Raw genomic sequence first — 20,824 nt, forward strand, 5'->3', positions numbered from 1 at the left:
GAAAACTGATGCCGTCGACAATGAAGGGCCCCGCGATCTTCCTCGCCCAGTTCACCGGCGACGCCGCGCCGTTCAATTCGCTGAAATCGATTTCAGAGTGGGCCGGTGGCCTTGGCTACAAGGGCATTCAGGTGCCCTCGATCGATGCCAGGCTGTTTGATCTCGAAAAGGCGGCGACGTCGAAAACCTATTGCGATGAGATCAAGGGGATCTGCGCTGCATCAGGCGTCGAGATCACCGAACTGTCGACCCATCTGCTGGGCCAACTCGTCGCCGTGCACCCCGCTTATGACGCGCAGTTCGACGGGTTTGCCCCGGCAGCGCTGCACGGCAAGCCGAAGGAGCGGCAGCAATGGGCGGTCGAGCAAATGAAGCTCGGCGCAAAGGCTTCGCAGAATCTCGGCCTTAGGGCATGCGTGTCGTTCACCGGTGCGCTGGCGTTTCCTTATCTCTATCCGTGGCCGCAGCGCCCGGCCGGCCTGATCGAGGAGGCGTTCGCCGAGCTCGGCAAACGCTGGACGCCGATCCTCGACGCCTATGACGAGGCAGGCGTCGACCTCTGCTTCGAGCTGCATCCGGGCGAGGACACCTTTGACGGCGCCACCTTCGAGATGTTCCTCGACGCGGTCGGCGGCCACAAGCGCTGCAACATCAACTACGACCCGTCGCATTTTCTGCTGCAGCAACTCGACTACCTCGCCTTCATCGACATCTACCACGAGCGCATCAAGGCGTTTCACGTCAAGGACGCCGAGTTCAACCCTGATGGACGGCAGGGTGTCTATTCCGGCTATCAGGGTTGGCTCGGCCGTGCCGGTCGCTTCCGTTCGCTCGGCGACGGCCAGGTCGATTTCACCGGCATCTTCTCCAAGCTCGCGCAATATGGCTACGACAGCTGGGCGGTGCTGGAATGGGAATGCTGCCTCAAGCATCCGGAGGACGGTGCGGCCGAAGGCGCGCCCTTCATCGAAAGCCACATCATCCGGGTTACCGACAAAGCTTTCGACGATTTTGCCGGCGGAGCGAGCGACCGGGCGATGCTGCGGACGATGATGGGGATTTGAACTCGGTGCTGCCCCTCATCCCCCTGCCGGGACCTTCTCCCCGCAGGCGGGGAGAAGGGGGAAGCGGAGCCGTTGCGACCAGCCTCCTTCGGGGAGAAGGTCCCGGCAACGGGATGAGGGGCAGGATCGACATATCAAGGGAGGACACAACATGGTCGTTGCATCGAAATCCGGGAACGGCAGCGGCCCGATCCGCTATGGCATGGTCGGCGGCGGGCAGGGCGCCTTCATCGGTGGCGTGCATCGGATCGCGGCGCGCATGGACGGCGATTTCCAGCTCGTCGCCGGCGCGCTGTCGTCCAACCCGGAGCGCGCGAAAGCCTCCGCCGCCGAGATCGGCCTCGACCCGGAGCGCAGCTACACCTCGTTTGCCGAGATGGCCAAGGCCGAGGCCAGGCGCCCCGATGGCATCGAAGCGGTGGCCATAGTTACGCCGAACAACGTCCATTTCCCCGCCGCCAAAGCCTTCCTCGAGGCCGGCATCCACGTCATCTGCGACAAGCCGCTGACCGCGACGCTGGCCGAGGCCAAGAAGCTAGCGGCGCTCGTCGAGAAGACCGGCAAAGTCTTCGTTTTGACCCACAACTACACCGGCTATCCGATGATCCGGCAGGCGCGCGAGATGGTCGCCAAAGGCCAGCTCGGCGACATCAGGGTCGTCCAGGCCGAATACCCGCAGGACTGGCTGACCGAGGACCTCGCCGCCACCGGCCAGAAGCAGGCGTCGTGGCGCGCCGATCCGAAGCAGTCGGGCGTTGGTGGTGCCACCGGCGACATCGGCACGCATGCCTACAATCTCGCCCGCTTCGTTACCGGGCTGGAGCTCGACTCGCTGTCCGCCGATCTCGACGCTTTCGTGCCCGGGCGCCTGCTCGACGACAACGTCAACGTCATGCTGCGCTTCAAGGGCGGGGCCAAGGGCATGATCTGGGCGAGCCAGGTGGCGCCCGGCCACGAGAATGGCCTCAAGCTGCGCGTCTACGGCTCCAAGGGCGGCATCGAATGGGTGCAGGCCGACCCGAACTATCTCTGGTACACGCCCTTCGGCCAGCCCAGGCAGCTGATCACGCGCGGCGGCGTCGGGGCATGGGCTGCAGCGGCGCGCGTCACCCGGGTGCCCTCGGGCCACCCCGAAGGCTATCTCGAAGGTTTCGCCAACATTTACCAGGAGGCGGCGCGGGCCATCCGCGCGGCGCGCAGGAAGGGTGGCAAGCCGGCCAAGGACGTCATCTACCCGACCGTTCAGGACGGCGTCGAAGGCGTAGCCTTCGTCGAAGCCTGCGTGCGCTCGTCGAAGAAGAACGCGGGGTGGACGAAGCTCTGAGCTCATCCACCGCTTCGGGAACACGACACGTCGCCGCGCCGGCGCGGCGTCTCTTGCATGCGCCGTCGGTCCCGCCAGGTGCTACTGCGCCCGTGCGCCAAGGTTTATTCACACCCTCGCATAATTGTATACATATCGCATAATATTCGTCTTCCAAATCGTACACAATCTATGCATACATAGCCCCGCGACAGATCGAGGCTCGTGCCGGGGGAGAATTGGCACGGCGGCCTGCGGTCACATCAAGGGAGGGAAACATGAAACGTAAATTCCTGGCGCTCTGCGCCGCCACCGCCGCACTCATGGTCGGTGCGACCGCGGCACAATCCGCCACGCTCGACACCGTCAAGGCGCGCGGCAAGCTGATCTGCGGCGTCTCGCTCAGCACGCCCGGCTTTGCCGCCGCCGACGACAAGGGCCGCATGCAGGGCTTCGACGCCGACATCTGCCGCTCCATTGCCGCCGCTGTCTTCGGCGACCCCGACAAGGTCGACTTCGTCCTGACCAACATCAACACCCGCTTCCAGGCACTGCAGTCGGGCGAGATCGACGTTTTGTCGCGTCAGACGACGGCGACCTTCTCGCGCGAAACCTCGCTCGGCATCGATTTCGGCCCGACCGTGTTCTATGACGGCCAGGGCCTGATGGTGCCCAAGTCGCTCGGCGTTGCCAGCGCCAAGGAACTGACGGACGCCGCGATCTGCACCTTGCCTGGTACCACCACCTCGCAGAACCTGACCGACTTCTTCCGCACCGTCGGCGGCAAGTTCGAACTGGTGGTCTTTGAAAGCCCCGACGAGAACCGCGCCGCCTTCTATTCCGGCCGTTGCGAGGCGATCTCCTCCGACCGTTCCGACCTCGCCTCGATCCGCGCTGTCGCCAACAACCCCGACGACTACGTGCTGTTGCCCGAAACCATCTCCAAGGAGCCGCTGGCGCCCGCCGTGCGCCAGAACGATTCCAACTGGCGCGACATCGTGTCGTGGTCGGTCTACATGCTGATGGCGGCCGAGGAGAAGGGCATCACCCAGGCCAATGTCGACGAGATGGTCAAGAGTGAGGACCCCGAAATCCAGCGCATGCTGGGCGGTGCCGACGAGCTCGGCAAGATGCTCGGCCTCGACAACAAGTGGGGCTACAACATCGTCAAGAGCGTCGGCAACTACGCCGAGGTGTTCGACCGCAATCTCGGCGAAAAGACCAAGCTCGGCATGACGCGTGGCCCCAACACGCAGTGGAATGCCGGGGGCCTGCTCTACGCGCCGCCGGTCCGCTAAGAAGATGCGAGGTCCGCGCCGCAACCCGGCACGGACCTTTTTCTTGTCCCCTGATTCCGGCTATCTGACATCGGTTTTCTGACATCGGCGCGCCCATGCTGTTTTTGAACGACACGCGGTTTCGCGCGGTCTTCTACCAATTCGTCGCCATTTCGCTGGTGCTGCTCGCCGCCTGGGCGATGTACGCGACCGCGAGCGCCAACCTTGCCAAGCAGGACATCGCCACCGGCTTCGACTTCCTGTCCAGGCAGGCCGGCATTGCCATCAGCGAAACGTCGATCGCCTACGGGCCGACCGACACGGTCGCGCGCGCCATCCTCGTTGGCCTGATCAACACCATAAAGGTGTCGTTCCTCGCCGCGCTGTTCGGCACCCTCATCGGCGTGTTCGTTGGCATTGGCCGCATGTCGACCAATCCGCTGCTCAGCCGGCTGATGCTTGCTTATGTCGAGCTGCTGCGCAACGTGCCGCTGCTGCTCTATCTGTTCCTCTGGTATTTCCTGATCATCCTGGTGTTCCCACCGGTTCGCCAGGCGATCCAGCTGTTTCCCGGCTTTTTCCTATCCAACAGCGGCCTGGCCATGCCATCGCTCGAATGGCGGAGCGGCTTCGAGCTGGTACTTGCCGCGCTTGGGCTCGGTGTCGCCGCAGCCCTCGTCGTGCGCAACATTGCCCAGCGTCGGCGTATTTCAAGCGGCAAGGCCAATGCCGGCTGGATCGTTGCCTTCGTCGTACTCGTCCTGCCCGTGCTCGCAGTCTGGGCCAGTGGTGCGGTTTCGCTGTCGTGGAGCGCGCCGGAGGCCGGGCGCTTCCGCCTCACCGGCGGGCTCCAGATCCGCCCCGAGTTCGTGGCGTTGCTTGTCGGGCTGATGCTCAATTTGTCGGCCAGTGTCGCCGAAATCGTCCGCGCCGGTATCCAGGCCGTCAGCAAGGGCCAGTGGGAGGCAGCACAGGCGCTCGGCCTGCCACGCTCACGCACGCTCAGGCTCGTCGTTCTGCCGCAGGCGCTCCGGGTCATCATCCCGCCTTTGACCAACACCTATCTCACCGTGTTCAAGAACAGCTCGCTGGCCATCGCCATCGGCTATCCCGACCTGGTGATGGTCTCCAACACCATCATGAACCAGACCGGCCAGGCGATGGAGACCATCGCCATCTTCATGGGCATCTATCTCGGCCTGTCGGTGGCGATCTCGCTGTTCATGAACTGGTACAATGCGCGTGTCGCGCTGAAGGCGCGCTGACATGAGCAACACCCAGGTTCTTCCCGCCGCCATCAACTCCGTTGCCCGCCCAGCGCGGCGCTCGCAGTGGCGCACCGCCTATTTCGGCACGCCAGGCAATGCGCTGATTACGCTCATCTGCGGCGCGCTCATCCTGCTGCTGGCCAAGCTCGCGCTGGGCTGGCTGTTGCTCAATGCCGTCTTCGACGGCGGTGCCGATGCCTGCAAGCAAAGTTCCGGCGCCTGCTGGCCGTTTCTCGCCGACAAGCTGCGCTACATGCTGTTCGGCTTCTACCCGTTCGAGGAGCAGTGGCGCCCGCTCGCAGCTCTTTGCCTGTTCCTCGGCAGCTGCTGTGTGTCGATGATCCCGCGCGTCTGGGGCAGGGGTCTGCTGCTCGCCTGGGCGATCGGCATCCTGCCCGTGCTCTATCTGCTGATGGCGGGCGGCATTTTTGGCCTGACTGCGGTGCCGACGTCGAAATGGGGCGGCCTGCCGCTGTCGTTCATGTTGTCCTTTGTCGGGCTGGCCTTCGCCTTGCCGCTCGGCATTGGTCTCGCGCTCGCACGCGCCTCGCATCTGCCGGCGATCCGCGTCCTTGGTGTCGGCTTCATCGAGCTGGTGCGCGGCGTGCCGCTGATCAGCATCCTGTTCATGGCCGCCGTCATGCTGCCGCTGTTCATGCCGGATGGAGTCACCATCGACAAGCTGTTGCGGGCGCAGGTGGCGATCATCCTGTTTGCCGCAGCCTATATCGCCGAGATCGTGCGCGGCGGCCTGCAGGATGTCCCGTCAGGCCAGTTCGAAGCCGGCCGGGCGCTTGGACTGCACTACTGGCAAGTGATGTTCAAGATCGTGCTGCCGCAGGCGCTGAAGAAGGTCATCCCGGCGCTCGTCGGGCTGTTCATCGCCTTTTTCCAGGACACCACGCTGGTGACCATCATCGGCCTGCTCGACTTCCTCGACACCGTCCGCACCGCGCTGCGCGACCCGGACTGGCAAGGCATCGCCGTGCTCGAAGGCTACGTCTTCGCTGCAGCCGTCTACTTCCTGTTCAGCGCGCTCATGGGGGCCTACAGCCGGTTCCTCGAGAGGCATTTCAATACGTCGTATCGGTAGGTGGCTGGTAATTGGGCAGGAACGGAATGACGTCGCCGCGACCGTAGAGCAAGCACCGCCCGTAGTACCTGGCTACACCCCCCAAGACTAGCGCCTGTGGGAAGACCTTCGAGCGCTTGGGCCTGAACGCCACCTCTGGACAGCAGGTGGCCGACCGACAGCATCGATCTCGATGCGCTCGCGTCCACCACTGATCTCCGGCTCGACACGACTGGTGCCGGATGATGCCAGCCATGCTCGAAGGCCTAATCACGGTTGCGACCCGCAGGGCAGCGCCAGCAGGCGTGCCAATCGCCGCACCAAGCACGGAACCGTTTCGCTCCTCACCGGTTGTTAGACCATCAACTGAGGGGTTTGGTGAGACGACTTTCCGAAGCACACTTGCTGTAACTATCGTGCTCTCGAGCACCGCATTTGCGGCTGCACAGACTGTGGTTGTAACTCCCGAAGAACAAGTGGTCGTTCGGGAGTATGTAAAGGCCAATCCGGTGGCCGTTGAACGTCCGTCCAATTTTGAGTTGGTCCTGGGCGCTATCATTCCAGATATCCTGAAGCCAGGCGCACTTGCCGACAACAAGTATCAGTACGTCGTTATGGACGGCCGTACCGTTCTTATCGACCCGCAGACCCGCAAGGTCGTTTACATCATGGACTGACGGATGGGCCCTGATGGGGCTCTCCACACCGCCCAAACGCAGAAGTTCAGCGAGGTGCCGGCGACGCCTCGAACTTCTTTCCAACGGGCGGTCCGAAACCGCGCAAGTCGGCAGCCCACTCAGCCCTCGACAGGTTTCGGAAACACCTTCCACCGCTTCGGCCTGAACGCCACCCGGCTTTTCTGGGTGGCGGGGTGGCCGACGGGGAGCTCGATCTCGATGCGCTCGCGGCCACCGCCGATCTCGAGTTCGACACGGCGGGTGCCGGCAACGCGCCGGCTTGCCGCCACCGTGCCGGCAATGCAGCCATTGCACTCTTCAAGCAGGTCGATGTCGTGCGGACGGAAATACAGCGTCGCCTCGCCGTCGGGAAGTTCGGGTGCGGTGAGCCCGATCGGCCGGTCGGATATCCAGACCTGGCCGTCCTCGACCTTGACCGGCAGCGAGCTCGACTCGCCGATGAAGCCATAGACGAAGGGCGAGTTGGGTGTGTCATAGACCTCGTCGGCGGTGCCGATCTGCTCGATGCGGCCCTGGCTCATCACCACCACGCGGTCGGCGAGTTCGAGCGCCTCTTCCTGGTCGTGGGTGACGAAGATCGTGGTGTGGCCGGTGGCGTCGTGGATCTCGCGCAGCCAACGCCGGAGTTCGCGCCGGACCTGGGCGTCGAGCGCGCCGAACGGCTCGTCGAGCAGCAGCACCTTGGGCTCGATCGCCATGGCGCGGGCCAGCGCAACGCGCTGGCGCTGGCCGCCGGAAAGCTGGGCCGGATAACGCTTTTCCAAGCCGGAAAGCTGGACGAGGTCGAGCAGTTCGGAGGCGCGGCGGCGGATCTCCGCCTTGGTCGGCCGCTTGGCAGTGGGCCGCACCTTGAGGCCGAAGCCGATATTGTCGGCCACCGTCATGTGGCGGAACAGCGCGTAATGCTGGAACACGAAGCCGACATTGCGCTCCTGGATCGTCCTGTTGGACGCGTCCTCGTCGCCGAAGAAGATGGTGCCCCGGGTCGGCCGCTCGAGCCCGGCGATCAGCCGCAAAAGCGTGGTTTTGCCCGAGCCCGAGGGCCCGAGCAGCGCGATCAGTTCGCCCGACCTGATGTCGAGTGAGACGTCGCGCAGCGCCGGAAACCGGTCGAATTCCTTGCGCACATTGGAAACGCGAACTTCCATCAGTCGACCTCTGTCAGTGTCCGCGCGTGGCGGCGATCTCGGCGCCGTAGCGGAGCTCGAGAAGGGTTTTCAGCACAAGCGTCACCAGTGCGAGACCGGCGAGCACGGACGCCACGGCAAAGGCGCCGACGGCATTGTATTCGTTGTAGAGGATTTCGACATGCAGCGGCATGGTGTTGGTCAGGCCCCTGATGTGGCCCGAGACCACCGACACCGCGCCGAACTCGCCCATGGCGCGGGCGTTGCAGAGCAGAACGCCGTAGAGCAGGCCCCATTTGATATTGGGCAACGTCACATGCCAAAAGGTCTGCCAGCCATTGGCGCCGAGCGACAATGCTGCCTCCTCATCGCCGGTGCCTTGCTCCTGCATCAGCGGGATCAGTTCGCGGGCAACGAAGGGGAAGGTGACGAAGACGGTGGCGAGCACGATGCCCGGAACCGCAAACAGGATGACGATGCCGTGCAGCTTGAGCCAGGGCCCAAGCAGGCTCGAAGCGCCAAACAGCAGCACATAGACCAGGCCTGAAATGACCGGCGACACCGAGAACGGCAGGTCGATCAGCGTGATCAGGAAGGCCTTGCCCTTGAACTCGAACTTGGCGATGGCCCAGGCGGCGGCGACGCCGAACACCAGGTTGAGCGGCACCGAGATGACCGCGACCAGCAGCGTCAGCCTGATTGCCGCCAGCGTGTCGTGTTCGTTGATGGCTCCGAGGAAAGCGCCGATGCCGCGCGAAAACGCCTGTTCGAACACCACCACCAGCGGCAGAAGCAGGAAGATGCCCAGGAAGGCGAAAGCGACGGCCATCAGTGCCGCGCGCGCCAGCGGCCGTTCGGTCACCGCAAGCGAGGCGTGCTCGTGATGGATGTCGGCGGGGTAAAGCTCGGGATCAGCCATAACGTTTGCGGGTCCGCGACTGGATGAGGTTGATGACGAGCAGCATCAGGAACGACAGCGCCAGCATGATCGTGGCGATCGCGGTGGCCGCGGCATAGTCGTATTCCTCGAGCCGGATGACGATCAGCAGCGGCGCGATTTCCGAGACGTAAGGCAGGTTGCCGGCGATGAAGATGACCGAACCGTATTCGCCGACGCCGCGCGCGAAGGCGAGCGCGAAGCCTGTTACAACGGCGGGTGCCAGGCCGGGAAACAGCACGAGGAAGATGGTCTGGAAGCGGTTGGCGCCGAGTGTGGCCGCGGCTTCCTCGACCTCCTTGTCGATCTCCTCGATGATCGGCTGCACCGTGCGCACGACAAAGGGCAGGCCGATGAAGACGAGCGCGATGACGATGCCGAGCGGGGTGTAGGCGACCTTGATGCCGAGCGGCGCCAAAAGCGCGCCCATCCAGCCCTTCGGCGAATAGAGCGTCGTCAGCGCAATGCCGGCCACCGCCGTCGGCAGTGCGAAGGGCAGGTCGACCATCGCGTCGATGACGCGGCGACCAGGGAAGCGGTAGCGCACCAGCACCCAGGCGACGATGGTGCCGAAGACGACGTTGATGGCTGCGGCGATAAAGGCCGTGCCGAAGCTGATTTCCAGCGCCTTGACCGTGCGGCGGTCGGTGGCGATGGCGAAGAAATCGCTCCAGCCCAGCGACGCCGAACGCCAGACGAGCCCGGAAAGCGGGATGAGGATGATGAGCGTGAGGTAGGCAAGCGAGAAGCCGAGCGTCAATCCGAATCCCGGAATGACGCTCGGCTGTCTGAACCGCCACCCCGCCTTGGCGGGTGCTGTGGTCATATCGTCCTGGTCTTACCTTGGCTTACTGGGCCGGCTTGTAGATCTGGTCGAATATACCACCATCTCCGAAATGATAGGGCTGTGCTTTCTTCCATCCGCCGAAAATCGGATCGTCGATAGAAACCAGTTTCAGTTCGTGCTGCTTCTGCAGATCGGCGGCCGGCACCAGCTCGGGCTTGGAAGGACGGTAGTGGTGCTTGGCGGCAATGGTCTGGCCTTCCGCCGAATAGAGGTAGTTCAGGTAGGCTTCGGCGACCTTGCGGCTGCCCTTGGCATCAACATTGGCGTCGACCACCGCGACCGGTGGCTCGGCCAGGATCGACTGCGGTGGGAAGACGATGTCGAATTTGTCGGCGCCGAACTCGTCGAGCGCGAGATAGGCCTCGTTTTCCCAGGCGAGCAAAACGTCGCCCTGTTCACGTTCGGCGAAGGTCACCGTCGAGCCGCGCGCGCCGGTGTCGAGGATCGGCACATGGGCATAGAGGTTGCCGACGAATTCCTTGATCTTGGCTTCGTCGCCGGCGAACTGGCCGTTGGCCCAGGCCCAGGCGGCGAGGTAGTTCCAGCGCGCGCCGCCCGAGGTCTTCGGGTTCGGCGTGATCACCTGGACGCCGTCCTTGATCAGGTCGCCCCAGTCGTTGATGCCCTTGGGATTGCCCTTGCGCACCAGGAAGATGATCGTCGAGGTGTAGGGCGAAGCATTGTTGGGCAGCTTCGAGCGCCAGTCGGGATTGATCTTCTTCGATTTCTCGACGATCGCGTTGATGTCGCTTTCGAGCGCCAGCGTGACGACGTCGGCGTCGAGGCCATCGATCACCGCCCGGGCCTGCTTGCCCGAGCCGCCATGCGACTGCTGGATCGTCACCGTCTCGCCGCTCTCGGCCTTCCAGTGCTTGGCGAAGGCCTCGTTGTAGTCCTTGTAGAGCTCGCGCGTCGGGTCATAGGAGACGTTGAGCAGCGTGGTGTCGGCATGGGCAAAGCCCAGGCCACCGAATTGAACCGCGCCGGCCAGCAGCGCCGAGAGCAGGATGGTTCTGCGTGAAGTGGTCATTTCCGCCTCCGTTCGAATATGGTTCTACTCTATCGAACTGGTAGAAATTAGATGCGGCGAATGTTCCGAATTTCGCGCCGCATGGGCAAATTTCGTGCGAACTGCCGGGCCGCCGGAAATTTTTTTGCTCGCTTAAAAAGTCCCGCGCCGCGTGATCGATCGAAACGTTCGACACGAATGATGAGAGGTAGCGGAGGTGAAGCGGGTGGCAAGGGGCCATCAGGCCTTGGCGATCTGCCCGACCAGAACCGTTCGACCTCTGTCCATTGTATTGCGCTGAGCGGGCCCAGCCACTGTTTCAGCTGATCCGGCGATGTGGTTTTGTGCAGGTTCGGGTTCTGGAGGTCCTCCAGCAGCCCGATCGTCGCCGCTTCCCGCACCAGTTCGTCACCGTCGGCGAGCCAACTCTCGACGACTGCGAAGATTTGCTGAAGTTCACTTGTCTGGCCGCTCTTGAGCTTGCCGAGCACATGTCGAGCGAGATCTCCCAAGGCCAGGTAAAGCGGCAGTTCGATCTGGTCGCGCCATTTGTCCATAAACGCGTCCCAGACCGGCTGGAATGTCGGATCGACTTCCAGAAGTGCGTCGAACATGTCCTGCCGCGAGATCAAATCACATACTCCACGAATGCCCTGACGTTTGCCGCGCGGGACGCAGCGTCGATCACGGTCGTCAGCAGCGGCGCGCCATCAGGCTGCCGCGTTGCTACTCCACGATCTTCGCATAAGCGAGGCTGAATCCGGCGAGCGATGCGGGGATTTCGCGCTTCTTTCCGTCCGAAAACGTTGCCGAGACGAAAAGCTTGGAGCCGCGCTTCATCGCGGCGATCAGGTCACTGCCGAGCGGCTGCGTCGTGTAGACGCCGTCGGCGTCGCTGACCTGGAACGGTACGCGGAAGCTTTGGCCATCGTCGACGCGGATTTCGGCGCCCGGCTGTAACAAGGTTCCATGCGGCAAGCTGAGCTTGATCAGCGCATTGTCGTTGCCGATTGTCTTCGGCGGCACGATCTCGACACGCAGCAGGCGCCGGCTGGTGTCGGCGAGGGTCTGGGCCTGCGACATGACGCAGGCCATCCTGATGCCTGCGGCGTCCGGCTTGCACGAGACGTCCCAAGCCGCCTTGGGTTCGGTCACGATCTCGGCCTTTGCCTTGATGTCCCCGGCCGGCTTGTCGGGAGCCGCAGCCGAGGGCGCGGGCGTTTCGGCGACAGGAGCCGCCTTTTCCTGTGCTGCTGCCGGCAGCAGCATGGCGCACAAGCCGAGCGAAGCCAGGGTGAGTGTGCGCCAGTGCATGCGAGACAAGACTACCAGCCGACGCGCACGCCGAGGCGTCCACCGACGGACTGATTGCCGAAGCCGTAGCCGATGCCGCCGTTCAGCGACCAGCGGTCGTCGAGGCGGGCGCTGCCGAACATGGCGGCGGCGCTGGCGCCGTCGAAATTGCCGTAGTTGAAGTTCAGCGCATAGTTCTCGTCGGAAGCCAGCCCGCCGCCGCCCATCGCAAGCGCCATGGCGACGCCTTCCTTGTTGGTCTGGTTCTCTTCCTGGAGGTTGCCGACGGTCTGCTCGAGCGAGCCGATGCGGGCCGTGTTGGTGGCGATGTCGGCTGTGTTGAGCGCGGTCTGCGGATCGAGTCCCGCGCCGGGCAGGATCGGCGTGCAGTTGGTGTCGGCCACCGCGCAGAGGCGAAGCAGGGTCTGGCCCGCGGTGCGGTCGACGATCGAAAAATGCGACCTCCCGCCGGACTGCGAATCGTTGATCTCGATCGCCCAGTCATTCGCCGGAAAGCCCGCCGAGGTGCTGGTATCGTTGAAGAAGATGCGGGTGTTGTTTTCCTTCAGGATGATAGTGTCGAAGCCGAAGTTCTCGTTGTTGACGCAATCGAGCCCGACGCAGGTGCTGCCCTGGACGATGAGATCGTCCGCGATCACCTGATCCGCACTTGCGTGGATCTGCGACGCCATCAACGCCGCGGCCGCGCCGAACGCCGTCTTCAGTACTTTTACCCTGCCCATGGTTCCCCAACCCTGAAACTTAACAATTGTTTATGTTGGGAAGCTAACGGACAAGTCAACAAGCGGAGGAGTGATCAACTGGCTCGGTTGCAGGTTGTGACAATTTGCACACAAACAAAAGTCAGCGCCTACTCCACGAACACCCTGACACTCGCCGCGCGTCCTGCCGCATCGATGACGGTCAGTGTCGAGAAGCCTGCGCCGTCGGGCTGCCAGGTCGCCTCGCGGCGGCGCGCGATGGTTGCCAGCGGCTTGCCGTTGGCGAGCCAGCGGAACGGCGCCCGCCCGCCTTGGAGCTTGAGCACCAGCGGCGATGCGTCGGCTGACGATGCGCCCAATTCGACGCGGGCGCCGTCGGGTGGGAAGACGATCTGCGGCGCCGGTTCGGTGATGGCGGCCGCCACCGCCGGCAGCTCGCTTGCGGTCGAAAAGCGTCCTAGCGTCACCGGCAGGTCGGCGCGAGCCGTGCGCAACGTTCCTGCCGGCGGGCGCGGCAACGGCATCGACGGCAGGCCGGAACGGGCAAAGGCCTCGAACAGGATCGGCGCCGCCGAGACATAACCCGACAGCCCGGGCACCGCACCGGCATCCGGCCGCCCGGCCCAGACACCGAGCACGTAGCGGCCGTCATAGCCGATCGACCAGGCGTCGCGGTAGCCGTAGGAGGTACCGGTCTTGTAGGCGATGGCGCGCTTGGCCGCCCCTTCCGGCGGCTTGACGCCCGCAAGGATGTCGGCGATCTGCCAGGCGGCCTGTTCTTCCAGGATGGTGCCATTGGCCAGCGGGGCGGGCGTGCCTGGCTCCGATCCATCGCGGAGCGCCTTGGCGCGGCCGCCATTGGCAAGCCCGGTGTAGAGCTGGACGAGGTCGCGCAGGCTCACGCCGACGCCGCCCAGGCCGATGGCGAGGCCAGGCACTTCATTCGCAGGCAGTTGGGGAGTCACGCCGGCCTGGCGGAAGCGCGCTGTCAGCCGCTGCGGCCCGACCGCGTCGAGCAGGCGGATCGCCGGCACGTTGAGCGACAGCTGCAGCGCCTGGCGCACCGACACGTCGCCCTGGTAACTCATGTCGAAATTCTTGGGTCGGTAGCCGCCGAAATCGGCCGGCCGGTCCTCGATCATCGTTTCTTGCGCCACCAGTCCCTGTTCGAAGGCGAGGCCGTAGATGAACGGTTTCAGCGTCGAGCCGGGCGAGCGTATCGTCCTTGTCATGTCGATCCAGCCCGAGCGCGAGGCGTCGAGGTAACTGGCCGAACCGACTTCGCCGAGGATTTCGCCAGTCATCGCGTCGGCCAGCACCATGGCGACCGAGATTTTCGGCCCCAGCCGGCTGGCGGCCTCGCGCGCCACCGCTTCAAGCCCGTCCTGAACGCTTTTGCGCAAGGTGAGCTGGTGGCTGACGACACCGGGCTGATTGCGTAGCGCTGTGTCGGAGGCGTGCGGCGCCAATGACGGCAAGGCAAGGCGCATCGCAGCGACGTCTTCGAGTGCCGCGCGCGCCGCCTCCGTTTCGCTCAGCAAGCCCGCCGTCACCATGCGACCGAGCACGCGATCGCGTGCGGCTCGCGCGTTGGCGGGATTGCGGTCGGGCCGGCGCCGCTCCGGCAATTGCGGCAGGGCGACCAGAAGGGCGGCTTCCGAAACCGTCAGCCGCTTCGGCTCCTTGCCGAAATAGGCAAGCGAGGCCGCGCGCGCGCCTTCGAGGTTGCCGCCGTAAGGGGCGAGCGTCAGGTAGCGTTCGAGGACCTGCTCTTTCGACAGCCGCCGCTCGATCTGGATGGCGCGAGCAAGCTGCTTGAGCTTGGAGCCGAGGCTGCGGCTTTCGCGCGGCTCGATCAGCCGTGCCAGCTGCATCGACAATGTCGAGCCGCCGGAGACAATGCGGCCATTGGTGACGAATTGCTGAGCCGCACGCCCCAGCGCCAGCAGATCGACGCCCTCATGGTCCCAGAAGCGCTTGTCTTCATAAGCGACCAGCATCTTCACCAGTTGCGGGTCGACCTGGTCGAGGCCGACGCCAAGCCGCCAGTGGCCCGAAGGCGTCGCATAGGCGCGCAGCAGCTGTCCGTCGCGGTCGAGCACCTCGGCAGAGATGGTCAGTTTTTCGGGCAGGGGAGGCGGAAAGGCGCGGTCGAGCGCGTAAAGGCTGCCGAAGGCGAGGGCTGCCAGACTGGTAGCGCCAGTTGCCCAAAGGGCGATCCTGCGTGTGGTTTTTGCGGAGAGCATAGCTCTGCCCCTCACCCTTACCCTCTCCCCGCAAGCGGGGCGAGGGAGGCGTCAGCGTTGCCGCTCGTCCCTTCTCCCCGTTCACGGGGAGAAGGTGCCGGCAGGCGGATGAGAGGCAGCGCGAAGCCTGCCGCCGAAGTCGTTGCTGGACTGAAAGCAGACATCCTATTCCGCCTTCACCTCCATCATGCCGGTCGCCGTCCGCGCCGAATATTGCGGCCGGTACATGTCCTCGACATTCGCCGCCGGGTGCGCGTAGGTGCCGGGCGTCACCGCGCGCACGACATAGGCCAGCGTGAAGTCCTGGTCAGCACCTTCGCCGCTGTTCATGGCGGCGATGAAGCGGTCGTTACGGAACTCGAGATGCGCGGCTTCCGTCTGTTCCAGCCAGGAGAAGTTCGACAGATTGGCGCTGTTGACCAGCCCCGGATTGTCGATCTCGAAGCCGGCCGGCAGCATGTCGGCCACCACCACGCGCGAGGGCCAGTCGTTGAGCTCGCTGATCTTGAGCACCACAACGAAACGCTCGTTCTGCTTGACCTCCGTCACATTGGCTTCGCTGCCGTCGAGCCGGTAGTAGGTGCGCTCGATGGTGAAGCCGTCGCCGCCGGCGGGCAGCGGCTGCACCGGGGCGGCGACTGTCGTCACCACCGCCTGCAGGTCATCCTTGCCGGTGTTGGCGATGACGATCGGGTTGGTCAAAAGATCAGTGCCGTCGACGCGTTCGGAATAGGCGCCGATGTGAGCCGCACCGTTGATATCGAGCGCAATCGCCTCGTTGCCGGCTTTCAGCGCGCGTGCTGCAAGCAACATCCAGGCGTCGTCCTGGGTGCTGGTCCAGCGTGCCCTGGCGCGATCCGCCGCCACCATCTTGACCAGCTCCGGCACCACCGAAGGCAATGGCTTGCTTTCGGCGGCAAGCGCCAGCATGGCCGCGCCGTCGCGCAGGCGCGAGCCATAATCGGAGCGGTACCAGTCGTGCTCGGTCGTCGTCCTGGCGACCTGCAGGGCGGCGCTGAACAGGCTTTCCGAGCGCTGGGCATCGCCGTAAAGCGCCAGGCTTGCGCCGAGCTGGGCCACGGCCATCGCGCTGGAGAAGGCTTCCAGCTTGGTGTCGGCGAAATAGCGCAGGTCGCCGACCGAGGCCTTCTTGTTGCGCGCCAGCACATAGAGCGCATAGGCGATCTCCGAGCCGCGGTCCTCGACATCGACGTCGTAGCTGATGGCGTTCTGCAGGTTGTTGAGCGCCTGCATCATCGCTTGCTGCGGCACGTCGAAGCTCTTTTCGCGCGCCCTCGTCAGGAAGTCGGTGACATAGGCGTCGAGCCACAAATCGCCCGAGCCCCGGACCCCACAGGCCGAAGCTGCCCGAGGAGGCCTGGTAATTGAGAACGCGGTAGATCGCACCCTGGATGCGCTCGCGCAGCTCAGGGTCGTCGGCCATGCCGTTTTCGGCGCTGAGCTCGCTGACATAGAGCAGCGGCAGCGCCCGGCTGGTCGTCTGCTCGGCGCAGCCATAGGGGTAGCGGTCGAGCGTCATCAGCAGCGAGGGCACGTCGAAGGCAGAGGCGAGCGACACACCGACGCTGACATGGGCGTCGTCGAGCAGGCTTGCGGCCAGCAGTTCCTTGTCGATGCGCAGCGAGGCATTGGGCTTGAGGTCCACCACCATGCGCGTGGTCACAGGCAACTGCCCGGGCCGTACCGGCATCGACAGTTCCTGCTCGATCTCGAGGCCGTCGGCATTGGCAAGCCGGATCTTCAGCCCGACGGTCCCTGCGGTCAGCGGCATCAGCGGGATCGAAAGTGTCTGGCGCTTGCCCGGCTCCAGCGTCACCTTTTCGGGCAGGGCGGCACTGCCGGTCGACAGGTCGCCCGTCGTCTCCACGGCAAAGCTGTAGTCGCCGGCCGGGGCGTCGGTGTTGGTGATGTCGAGCGTCATCTCGGCAAAATCGCCCGGTGCCATGAAGCGCGGCATGCCTGCCGTCAGCACGATCGGATCACGCACGATCACGTCGCCGGTGGCATGGCCGACGGCGTTCTTCGTCCACGCCACGCTCATCACGCGCAACGTGCCGTTGAACTGCGGAATGTCGAAATCGACGGTCGCCTTGCCGTCGGCATCGAGTTCGACGATGCCGGAGAAGAAGGCGACCAGCTTTTCCTTGGGCGGGCTGCCCTGCGAGGTCAGCGCTGCGCCGTCGCCGCCGGTGCGCAGCTTGCCCATGGCACCCAGCGAGCCGTCGATCAAGCGGCCATAGAGGTCGCGCAGTTCAAGCCCCAGCATGCGCTGGCCGAAATACCAGCCTTCGGGGTCCGGTGCCTTGTAGTTGGTCAGGTTGAGGATGCCGACATCGACGGCGGCGACTGTGACATAGGCCTTTTCGCCTGCCGCGGCCCCTGTCACTGAAACCGGGATCGACAGCGTCTTTCGCGGCTCGGTCTTCTCGGGCAGCGTCAGCGCGACATTCAGTTTCTTGTCCGCCGGATCGACCGACAGCCATTTCAGGCCGATGGCGCGCGCCGGCATGCGCGATTCCTGTGCTTCGCCGGGGCGATAGAGCGTCGCCGTCACATAGGCGCCGGCGCCCCAGTCTTCGCCGACCGGGATGTCGACCGTCGCACCGCCATCGGGAATGCTGGCAGAGATCGTCTTCAACAGCTTTTCAGCGCCGACGGTGACCAGAAGCTCACCGGCAAAGCGCGGCGAAACCTGGAGTTTGGCCACTTCGCCCGATTTGTAGCTTTCCTTGTCGAGTGCGACTTCGAGGCCGTCGGGCGTCTCGGTCGAGGTTTGCGAGACATACCAGCCGGCGTCGAATTCGTAGCTCGTTGCCGGGCCGGCCGGATCCGATGTCTCGACCTCAAGGCGGTAGCGGCCCCAGTCGACGGGCAGCGAAACTGTCGCGTCGGCATCGGCGGTGAGGTCGACCTGGCCGGTTGCCACCGATTTGGTGAAGGTCACCGGCTCGTAGTTCCAGCTGTTACCGGAGCGGTACCACTGGTAATTGCGCTCGACCTTGACCAGCGACCATTGTGCGCCGGCGAGTGCCGCGCGTTGGCCCCCGGGTTCGGCGGCGATCAGGCTGAACTTGGCGGTGCCGCCTTGCGGCACCTCCTCGCCCGAGAAGTCGGGGCGGATGCCGATCATCGTCGCCTGCGGACGGATGCCGATGTCAAGCTTTTCCTCGACGGCACGGCCGCCGGTCTCGCGCATGCGCACGGTCAGCGCAGCGTTCACCAGCCTCGTCGTCGAGGGCAACTGGTCGACCGACACCGGGAAGGTTGCCTTGCCATCATCGCCGACGACCGGCATGTCGGTCAGCGGAATGCGCGTGGCTTCGCCTTCCTGTTCGTCGGCGAGGCCGAAATAATAGCCCTTGAAGCTGTCCCACTGGCGCTTGGTCGACAGCGTCAGCTCGCCTTCGAGCGCCAGGCCCGCGGCCGGTGCGCCATACAGGAAACGGCCGTCGACGGTGGCCTCGGCGGTTTCGCCCGCCGCGATCTCGCTGCGGTCGGAGGTCAGCGTGAATTCGATGCGGTCGGGCACGAAGTCCTCGACCAAAAACATCTGGCTCGACACCGCCGGCTGCTTGGGGTCGGTGTGGATGGCCATCGTCCAGGTGCCGCGCATGGCAGCCGTGGATAGCGGCAGGTCGACGGCGTGGCCGCCTGACTTGCCGCCCTGGCTGACGACGCGCCTGTCCTCGACACCGTCGGGACGGGTGAAGATGAAGGTCAGCGGCAGGTTGTCGACGCCCTTGGCGGTGTCGTCGCGTGCGAGCGCCGCCGCGTGAACTGTCTCGCCGACGCGGTAGATGCCGCGTTCGGTCCAGGCATAGACGTCGAGTGCGCCGGGTGCGGCGCGGCCGGTGACGCCGCGGTCGGACAGGTCGAAGCCGGCGCGGGTCATGTCGAGGAAGACGAAGTCGGCGTCGCCTTGCCTGGCCATCAGCACCGCTGGTGCCAGTCCGCCATTGCCGCGGGTGAGACCCGGATTGAAGGTGGCGCGGCCCTCGGCATCCGTCTTGGCGGTGCCGAGGATCTCGTTGTTGCGGGCAAGCAATGTCAGTTCGGCGTCGGCGATCGGCTTGGCCGAGCCGAGCGAGCGGGCGAACACGTTGAGCCCGTCCTGGCCGGTGTAGGTCGACAGTCCGATGTCGGAGACGACGAACCATTGCGTTGCCTTGGTCGTCCAGGTGTCGCTCTTGTCGTCGACCGGCTGGGCGGTCAGCACATAGACGCCGGGCTTGCGGTTGGGCAGCGCCTCGTCGACCGGGAAGGAGGTGGTGACTTCCTTGTTGAGCTCATTGGTGATCGCCATCTGGCCTTCCCAGACCGGCTCGCCCATCTGGTCGGAGATGCTGGACAGGTCATAACCGTCGAGCTGGCGCAGGAACTGGTAGCCGGAAAGAAGCTGCGCCAGCGACCGGTCGCCGATGCGGTAGAGCTTCATGTCGGCGGCTTCCATGTTGACGGTGACAACAGGGATGCCGCGGCGGGCGGTCGAGGGCAGGACGAAGCTGTCGCCGGTGAAGCGCGCCGACTGGCCGCGATCCTGGACATAGACCGAGAGCACGACAGGGGCTTCCAGCACCTCGCCGATCGCCGCCGGCAGGCCGGAACGGAAGGTCACGCGATAATGCTGCCCATGCTGCAGGCCTTCGACGCAGATCTGCTGGTCCTTGGCCTCGACGCTCTTGGGAGCCGCGTCGTCGATGGTGACGAAGGGCGCATAGTCGACACCCGTCTTGACCAGGGCTTCGGAGAACTGGGCGCAGACGCGCGGCGAGGTGGTGTCGGCGTCGATGGTATGCTCGACGACGCGGAAGCCTTTCCGCGCTTTCAGGTCTTCATATTCGGCGCGGGTCGCTGCCGAATTGTCGAGCGCCAGGCTCGCCTCATAGGCCTGCAGCGAGGCGCGGAACATGTCGCGCTTGTCGAGACCGCGCGCCAGCAGAGCCAGCGTTTCGGCGCGGCCGCTGGCCGAGCGCGACAACAGATAGGCGTTGTAGGCGCTCGACGTCGTATCGCGCTGCAGCGAAGCGGTTTCTTCGCCGTTGATCGGCGACACGGTCGGCGTGGCGCGGGCGAGGCGGGTCCAGATCGCGGCGTCGTCGGGCAGGATGATCGCTGCGGCGCGGAATTTCTGCATCGCCGTGCGGCCGTCGCCGCCCAAGAGCGCCTGCTCGCCGGTATCGATCAGCGCGGCGAGACCGAGGGCCGGGTCGACGACCGTGTTGGTCGTCAGCGCGCTGCGGTACTGGCGCGCCTCGTCGACCATCGAGGCCGGGAAGAATGACAGCTCGGCCGGTGCGCCGATATCTGCTTCACCGCTGACCGGCACGACCTTGCCGGCAATCGCACCTGTGAACGGTTTGATCAGAGCGAAATCGGATTTCAGGAAGCACCATTTCGCCTTGGTGTTGTAGGTGAAGGCGCGGCAGGACTGGTCGCCCAGACACGATGTCTGGCACTGGTCGAGGCTGACATTCTGCTCCGAGCGTAGGTCGAACCCGAAATAATCGCTGTTTTCGGTCGTCACGACACGCCGGGCTTCGACCGCCGCGGCCCCTGACGTCGTGGCCAGCCCGAATGCCGTGGCCAGAAAGAGAAGAACGAATACCGGAAAAGCTCGCGCCGCACGCATCGTCATAGTCCCTCCAACCCCCTGATCGTCGCTCAAGGCGACATGTTCAAGCTTGCCACAGTACAGTCAATACCGCAGCCAGGCAGGCTTGGCCTACCACCTTAATACTTGTCTTGGACGCTGTGCATGGTATTGCCCGGCCATGCGGATCGCCCCGATGAAAACACCCGAATCCCTATCCCGGCTGTCATTCATTCGCCCAATGAATTCTGACATATCGAATGTGGCTGCTTTACGAAAAGCCAGAAACTTCATTCCAATTTTAGGATTGGGAGTTACCTTGGATTGATGTTTGTGCGGCGTTTGCGTGG

14 protein-coding genes and 1 pseudogene are annotated in these 20,824 nt (G+C 64.5%); 6 read left to right on the forward strand and 9 right to left on the reverse strand.

The window, feature by feature from the left end:
* The first annotated feature begins 8 nt into the window (after positions 1–8).
* The 6 genes from ACHMW7_RS13660 (at position 9) to ACHMW7_RS13685 (ending at position 6,661) form a co-directional block, all read left to right on the forward strand.
* The gene (locus tag ACHMW7_RS13660) at positions 9–1,064 is read left to right on the forward strand and encodes a sugar phosphate isomerase/epimerase family protein (protein ID WP_395450752.1); all 1,056 of its coding nucleotides are present in this window, start codon (positions 9–11) and stop codon (positions 1,062–1,064) included.
* A 151-nt stretch (positions 1,065–1,215) separates the two neighbouring features.
* Complete coding sequence (locus ACHMW7_RS13665) at positions 1,216–2,388, forward strand: Gfo/Idh/MocA family protein (RefSeq protein WP_395450753.1); 1,173 nt, start codon at positions 1,216–1,218, stop codon at positions 2,386–2,388.
* Positions 2,389–2,645: 257 nt separating this feature from the next.
* Positions 2,646–3,665: an amino acid ABC transporter substrate-binding protein gene (locus ACHMW7_RS13670; protein ID WP_395450754.1), complete on the forward strand. Its 1,020-nt coding sequence runs from the start codon at positions 2,646–2,648 to the stop codon at positions 3,663–3,665.
* A gap of 95 nt (positions 3,666–3,760) precedes the next feature.
* Positions 3,761–4,909, forward strand: a complete 1,149-nt coding sequence (locus ACHMW7_RS13675; protein WP_395450755.1) for an amino acid ABC transporter permease — start codon at positions 3,761–3,763, stop codon at positions 4,907–4,909.
* 1 nt (position 4,910) lies between these two features.
* On the forward strand, positions 4,911–6,005 hold the full coding sequence (locus tag ACHMW7_RS13680; protein ID WP_395450756.1) for an amino acid ABC transporter permease: 1,095 nt from the start codon (positions 4,911–4,913) through the stop codon (positions 6,003–6,005).
* Positions 6,006–6,238: 233 nt separating this feature from the next.
* The gene (locus ACHMW7_RS13685; RefSeq protein WP_395450757.1) at positions 6,239–6,661 is read left to right on the forward strand and encodes a DUF1236 domain-containing protein; all 423 of its coding nucleotides are present in this window, start codon (positions 6,239–6,241) and stop codon (positions 6,659–6,661) included.
* A 119-nt stretch (positions 6,662–6,780) separates the two neighbouring features.
* Here ACHMW7_RS13685 and ACHMW7_RS13690 read toward each other — a convergent pair whose 3' ends face one another.
* The 9 genes and pseudogenes from ACHMW7_RS13690 to ACHMW7_RS13730 form a co-directional block, all read right to left on the reverse strand.
* A complete protein-coding gene (locus ACHMW7_RS13690; protein WP_395450758.1) occupies positions 6,781–7,830 on the reverse strand; it encodes a sulfate/molybdate ABC transporter ATP-binding protein in 1,050 nt (349 codons plus the stop codon).
* Positions 7,831–7,843: 13 nt separating this feature from the next.
* Positions 7,844–8,728, reverse strand: coding sequence for a sulfate ABC transporter permease subunit CysW (cysW, locus tag ACHMW7_RS13695; protein ID WP_395450759.1), 885 nt, complete (start codon positions 8,726–8,728; stop codon positions 7,844–7,846).
* Positions 8,721–9,572: a sulfate ABC transporter permease subunit CysT gene (gene cysT, locus ACHMW7_RS13700; protein ID WP_192568424.1), complete on the reverse strand. Its 852-nt coding sequence runs from the start codon at positions 9,570–9,572 to the stop codon at positions 8,721–8,723. Before cysT ends, cysW begins: the two co-directional genes overlap by 8 nt.
* A gap of 22 nt (positions 9,573–9,594) precedes the next feature.
* Positions 9,595–10,623: a sulfate ABC transporter substrate-binding protein gene (locus ACHMW7_RS13705; protein WP_395450760.1), complete on the reverse strand. Its 1,029-nt coding sequence runs from the start codon at positions 10,621–10,623 to the stop codon at positions 9,595–9,597.
* A gap of 47 nt (positions 10,624–10,670) precedes the next feature.
* Complete coding sequence (locus tag ACHMW7_RS13710) at positions 10,671–11,216, reverse strand: hypothetical protein (RefSeq protein WP_395450761.1); 546 nt, start codon at positions 11,214–11,216, stop codon at positions 10,671–10,673.
* 112 nt (positions 11,217–11,328) lie between these two features.
* Positions 11,329–11,916, reverse strand: coding sequence for an invasion associated locus B family protein (locus tag ACHMW7_RS13715; protein ID WP_395450762.1), 588 nt, complete (start codon positions 11,914–11,916; stop codon positions 11,329–11,331).
* A gap of 11 nt (positions 11,917–11,927) precedes the next feature.
* Positions 11,928–12,638 carry a YadA C-terminal domain-containing protein gene (locus ACHMW7_RS13720; protein WP_395450763.1) on the reverse strand — a complete coding sequence of 237 codons (711 nt, stop codon included), beginning with the start codon at positions 12,636–12,638 and terminating at the stop codon, positions 11,928–11,930.
* Between the two features lie 128 nt (positions 12,639–12,766).
* Complete coding sequence (gene pbpC, locus ACHMW7_RS13725; RefSeq protein ID WP_395450764.1) at positions 12,767–14,863, reverse strand: penicillin-binding protein 1C; 2,097 nt, start codon at positions 14,861–14,863, stop codon at positions 12,767–12,769.
* Positions 14,864–15,028: 165 nt separating this feature from the next.
* Positions 15,029–20,519: pseudogene (locus ACHMW7_RS13730) on the reverse strand (alpha-2-macroglobulin family protein).
* Between the last annotated feature and the right edge of the window lie 305 nt (positions 20,520–20,824).

The organism is Aminobacter sp. UC22_36 (genome assembly GCF_044056035.1).
GTDB lineage: Bacteria > Pseudomonadota > Alphaproteobacteria > Rhizobiales > Rhizobiaceae > Aminobacter.

Excerpts from the sequence above, each read along its gene's own strand:
- ACHMW7_RS13660 (WP_395450752.1), top strand. The coding sequence starts at position 9 with ATGCCGTCGACAATGAAGGGCCCCGCGATCTTCCTCGCCCAGTTCACC.
- ACHMW7_RS13665 (WP_395450753.1), top strand. The coding sequence starts at position 1,216 with ATGGTCGTTGCATCGAAATCCGGGAACGGCAGCGGCCCGATCCGCTAT.
- ACHMW7_RS13670 (WP_395450754.1), top strand. The coding sequence starts at position 2,646 with ATGAAACGTAAATTCCTGGCGCTCTGCGCCGCCACCGCCGCACTCATG.
- ACHMW7_RS13675 (WP_395450755.1), top strand. The coding sequence starts at position 3,761 with ATGCTGTTTTTGAACGACACGCGGTTTCGCGCGGTCTTCTACCAATTC.
- ACHMW7_RS13680 (WP_395450756.1), top strand. The coding sequence starts at position 4,911 with ATGAGCAACACCCAGGTTCTTCCCGCCGCCATCAACTCCGTTGCCCGC.
- ACHMW7_RS13685 (WP_395450757.1), top strand. The coding sequence starts at position 6,239 with ATGCTCGAAGGCCTAATCACGGTTGCGACCCGCAGGGCAGCGCCAGCA.
- ACHMW7_RS13690 (WP_395450758.1), bottom strand. The coding sequence starts at position 7,830 with ATGGAAGTTCGCGTTTCCAATGTGCGCAAGGAATTCGACCGGTTTCCG.
- cysW (WP_395450759.1), bottom strand. The coding sequence starts at position 8,728 with ATGGCTGATCCCGAGCTTTACCCCGCCGACATCCATCACGAGCACGCC.
- cysT (WP_192568424.1), bottom strand. The coding sequence starts at position 9,572 with ATGACCACAGCACCCGCCAAGGCGGGGTGGCGGTTCAGACAGCCGAGC.
- ACHMW7_RS13705 (WP_395450760.1), bottom strand. The coding sequence starts at position 10,623 with ATGACCACTTCACGCAGAACCATCCTGCTCTCGGCGCTGCTGGCCGGC.
- ACHMW7_RS13710 (WP_395450761.1), bottom strand. The coding sequence starts at position 11,216 with ATGTTCGACGCACTTCTGGAAGTCGATCCGACATTCCAGCCGGTCTGG.
- ACHMW7_RS13715 (WP_395450762.1), bottom strand. The coding sequence starts at position 11,916 with ATGCACTGGCGCACACTCACCCTGGCTTCGCTCGGCTTGTGCGCCATG.
- ACHMW7_RS13720 (WP_395450763.1), bottom strand. The coding sequence starts at position 12,638 with ATGGGCAGGGTAAAAGTACTGAAGACGGCGTTCGGCGCGGCCGCGGCG.
- pbpC (WP_395450764.1), bottom strand. The coding sequence starts at position 14,863 with ATGCTCTCCGCAAAAACCACACGCAGGATCGCCCTTTGGGCAACTGGC.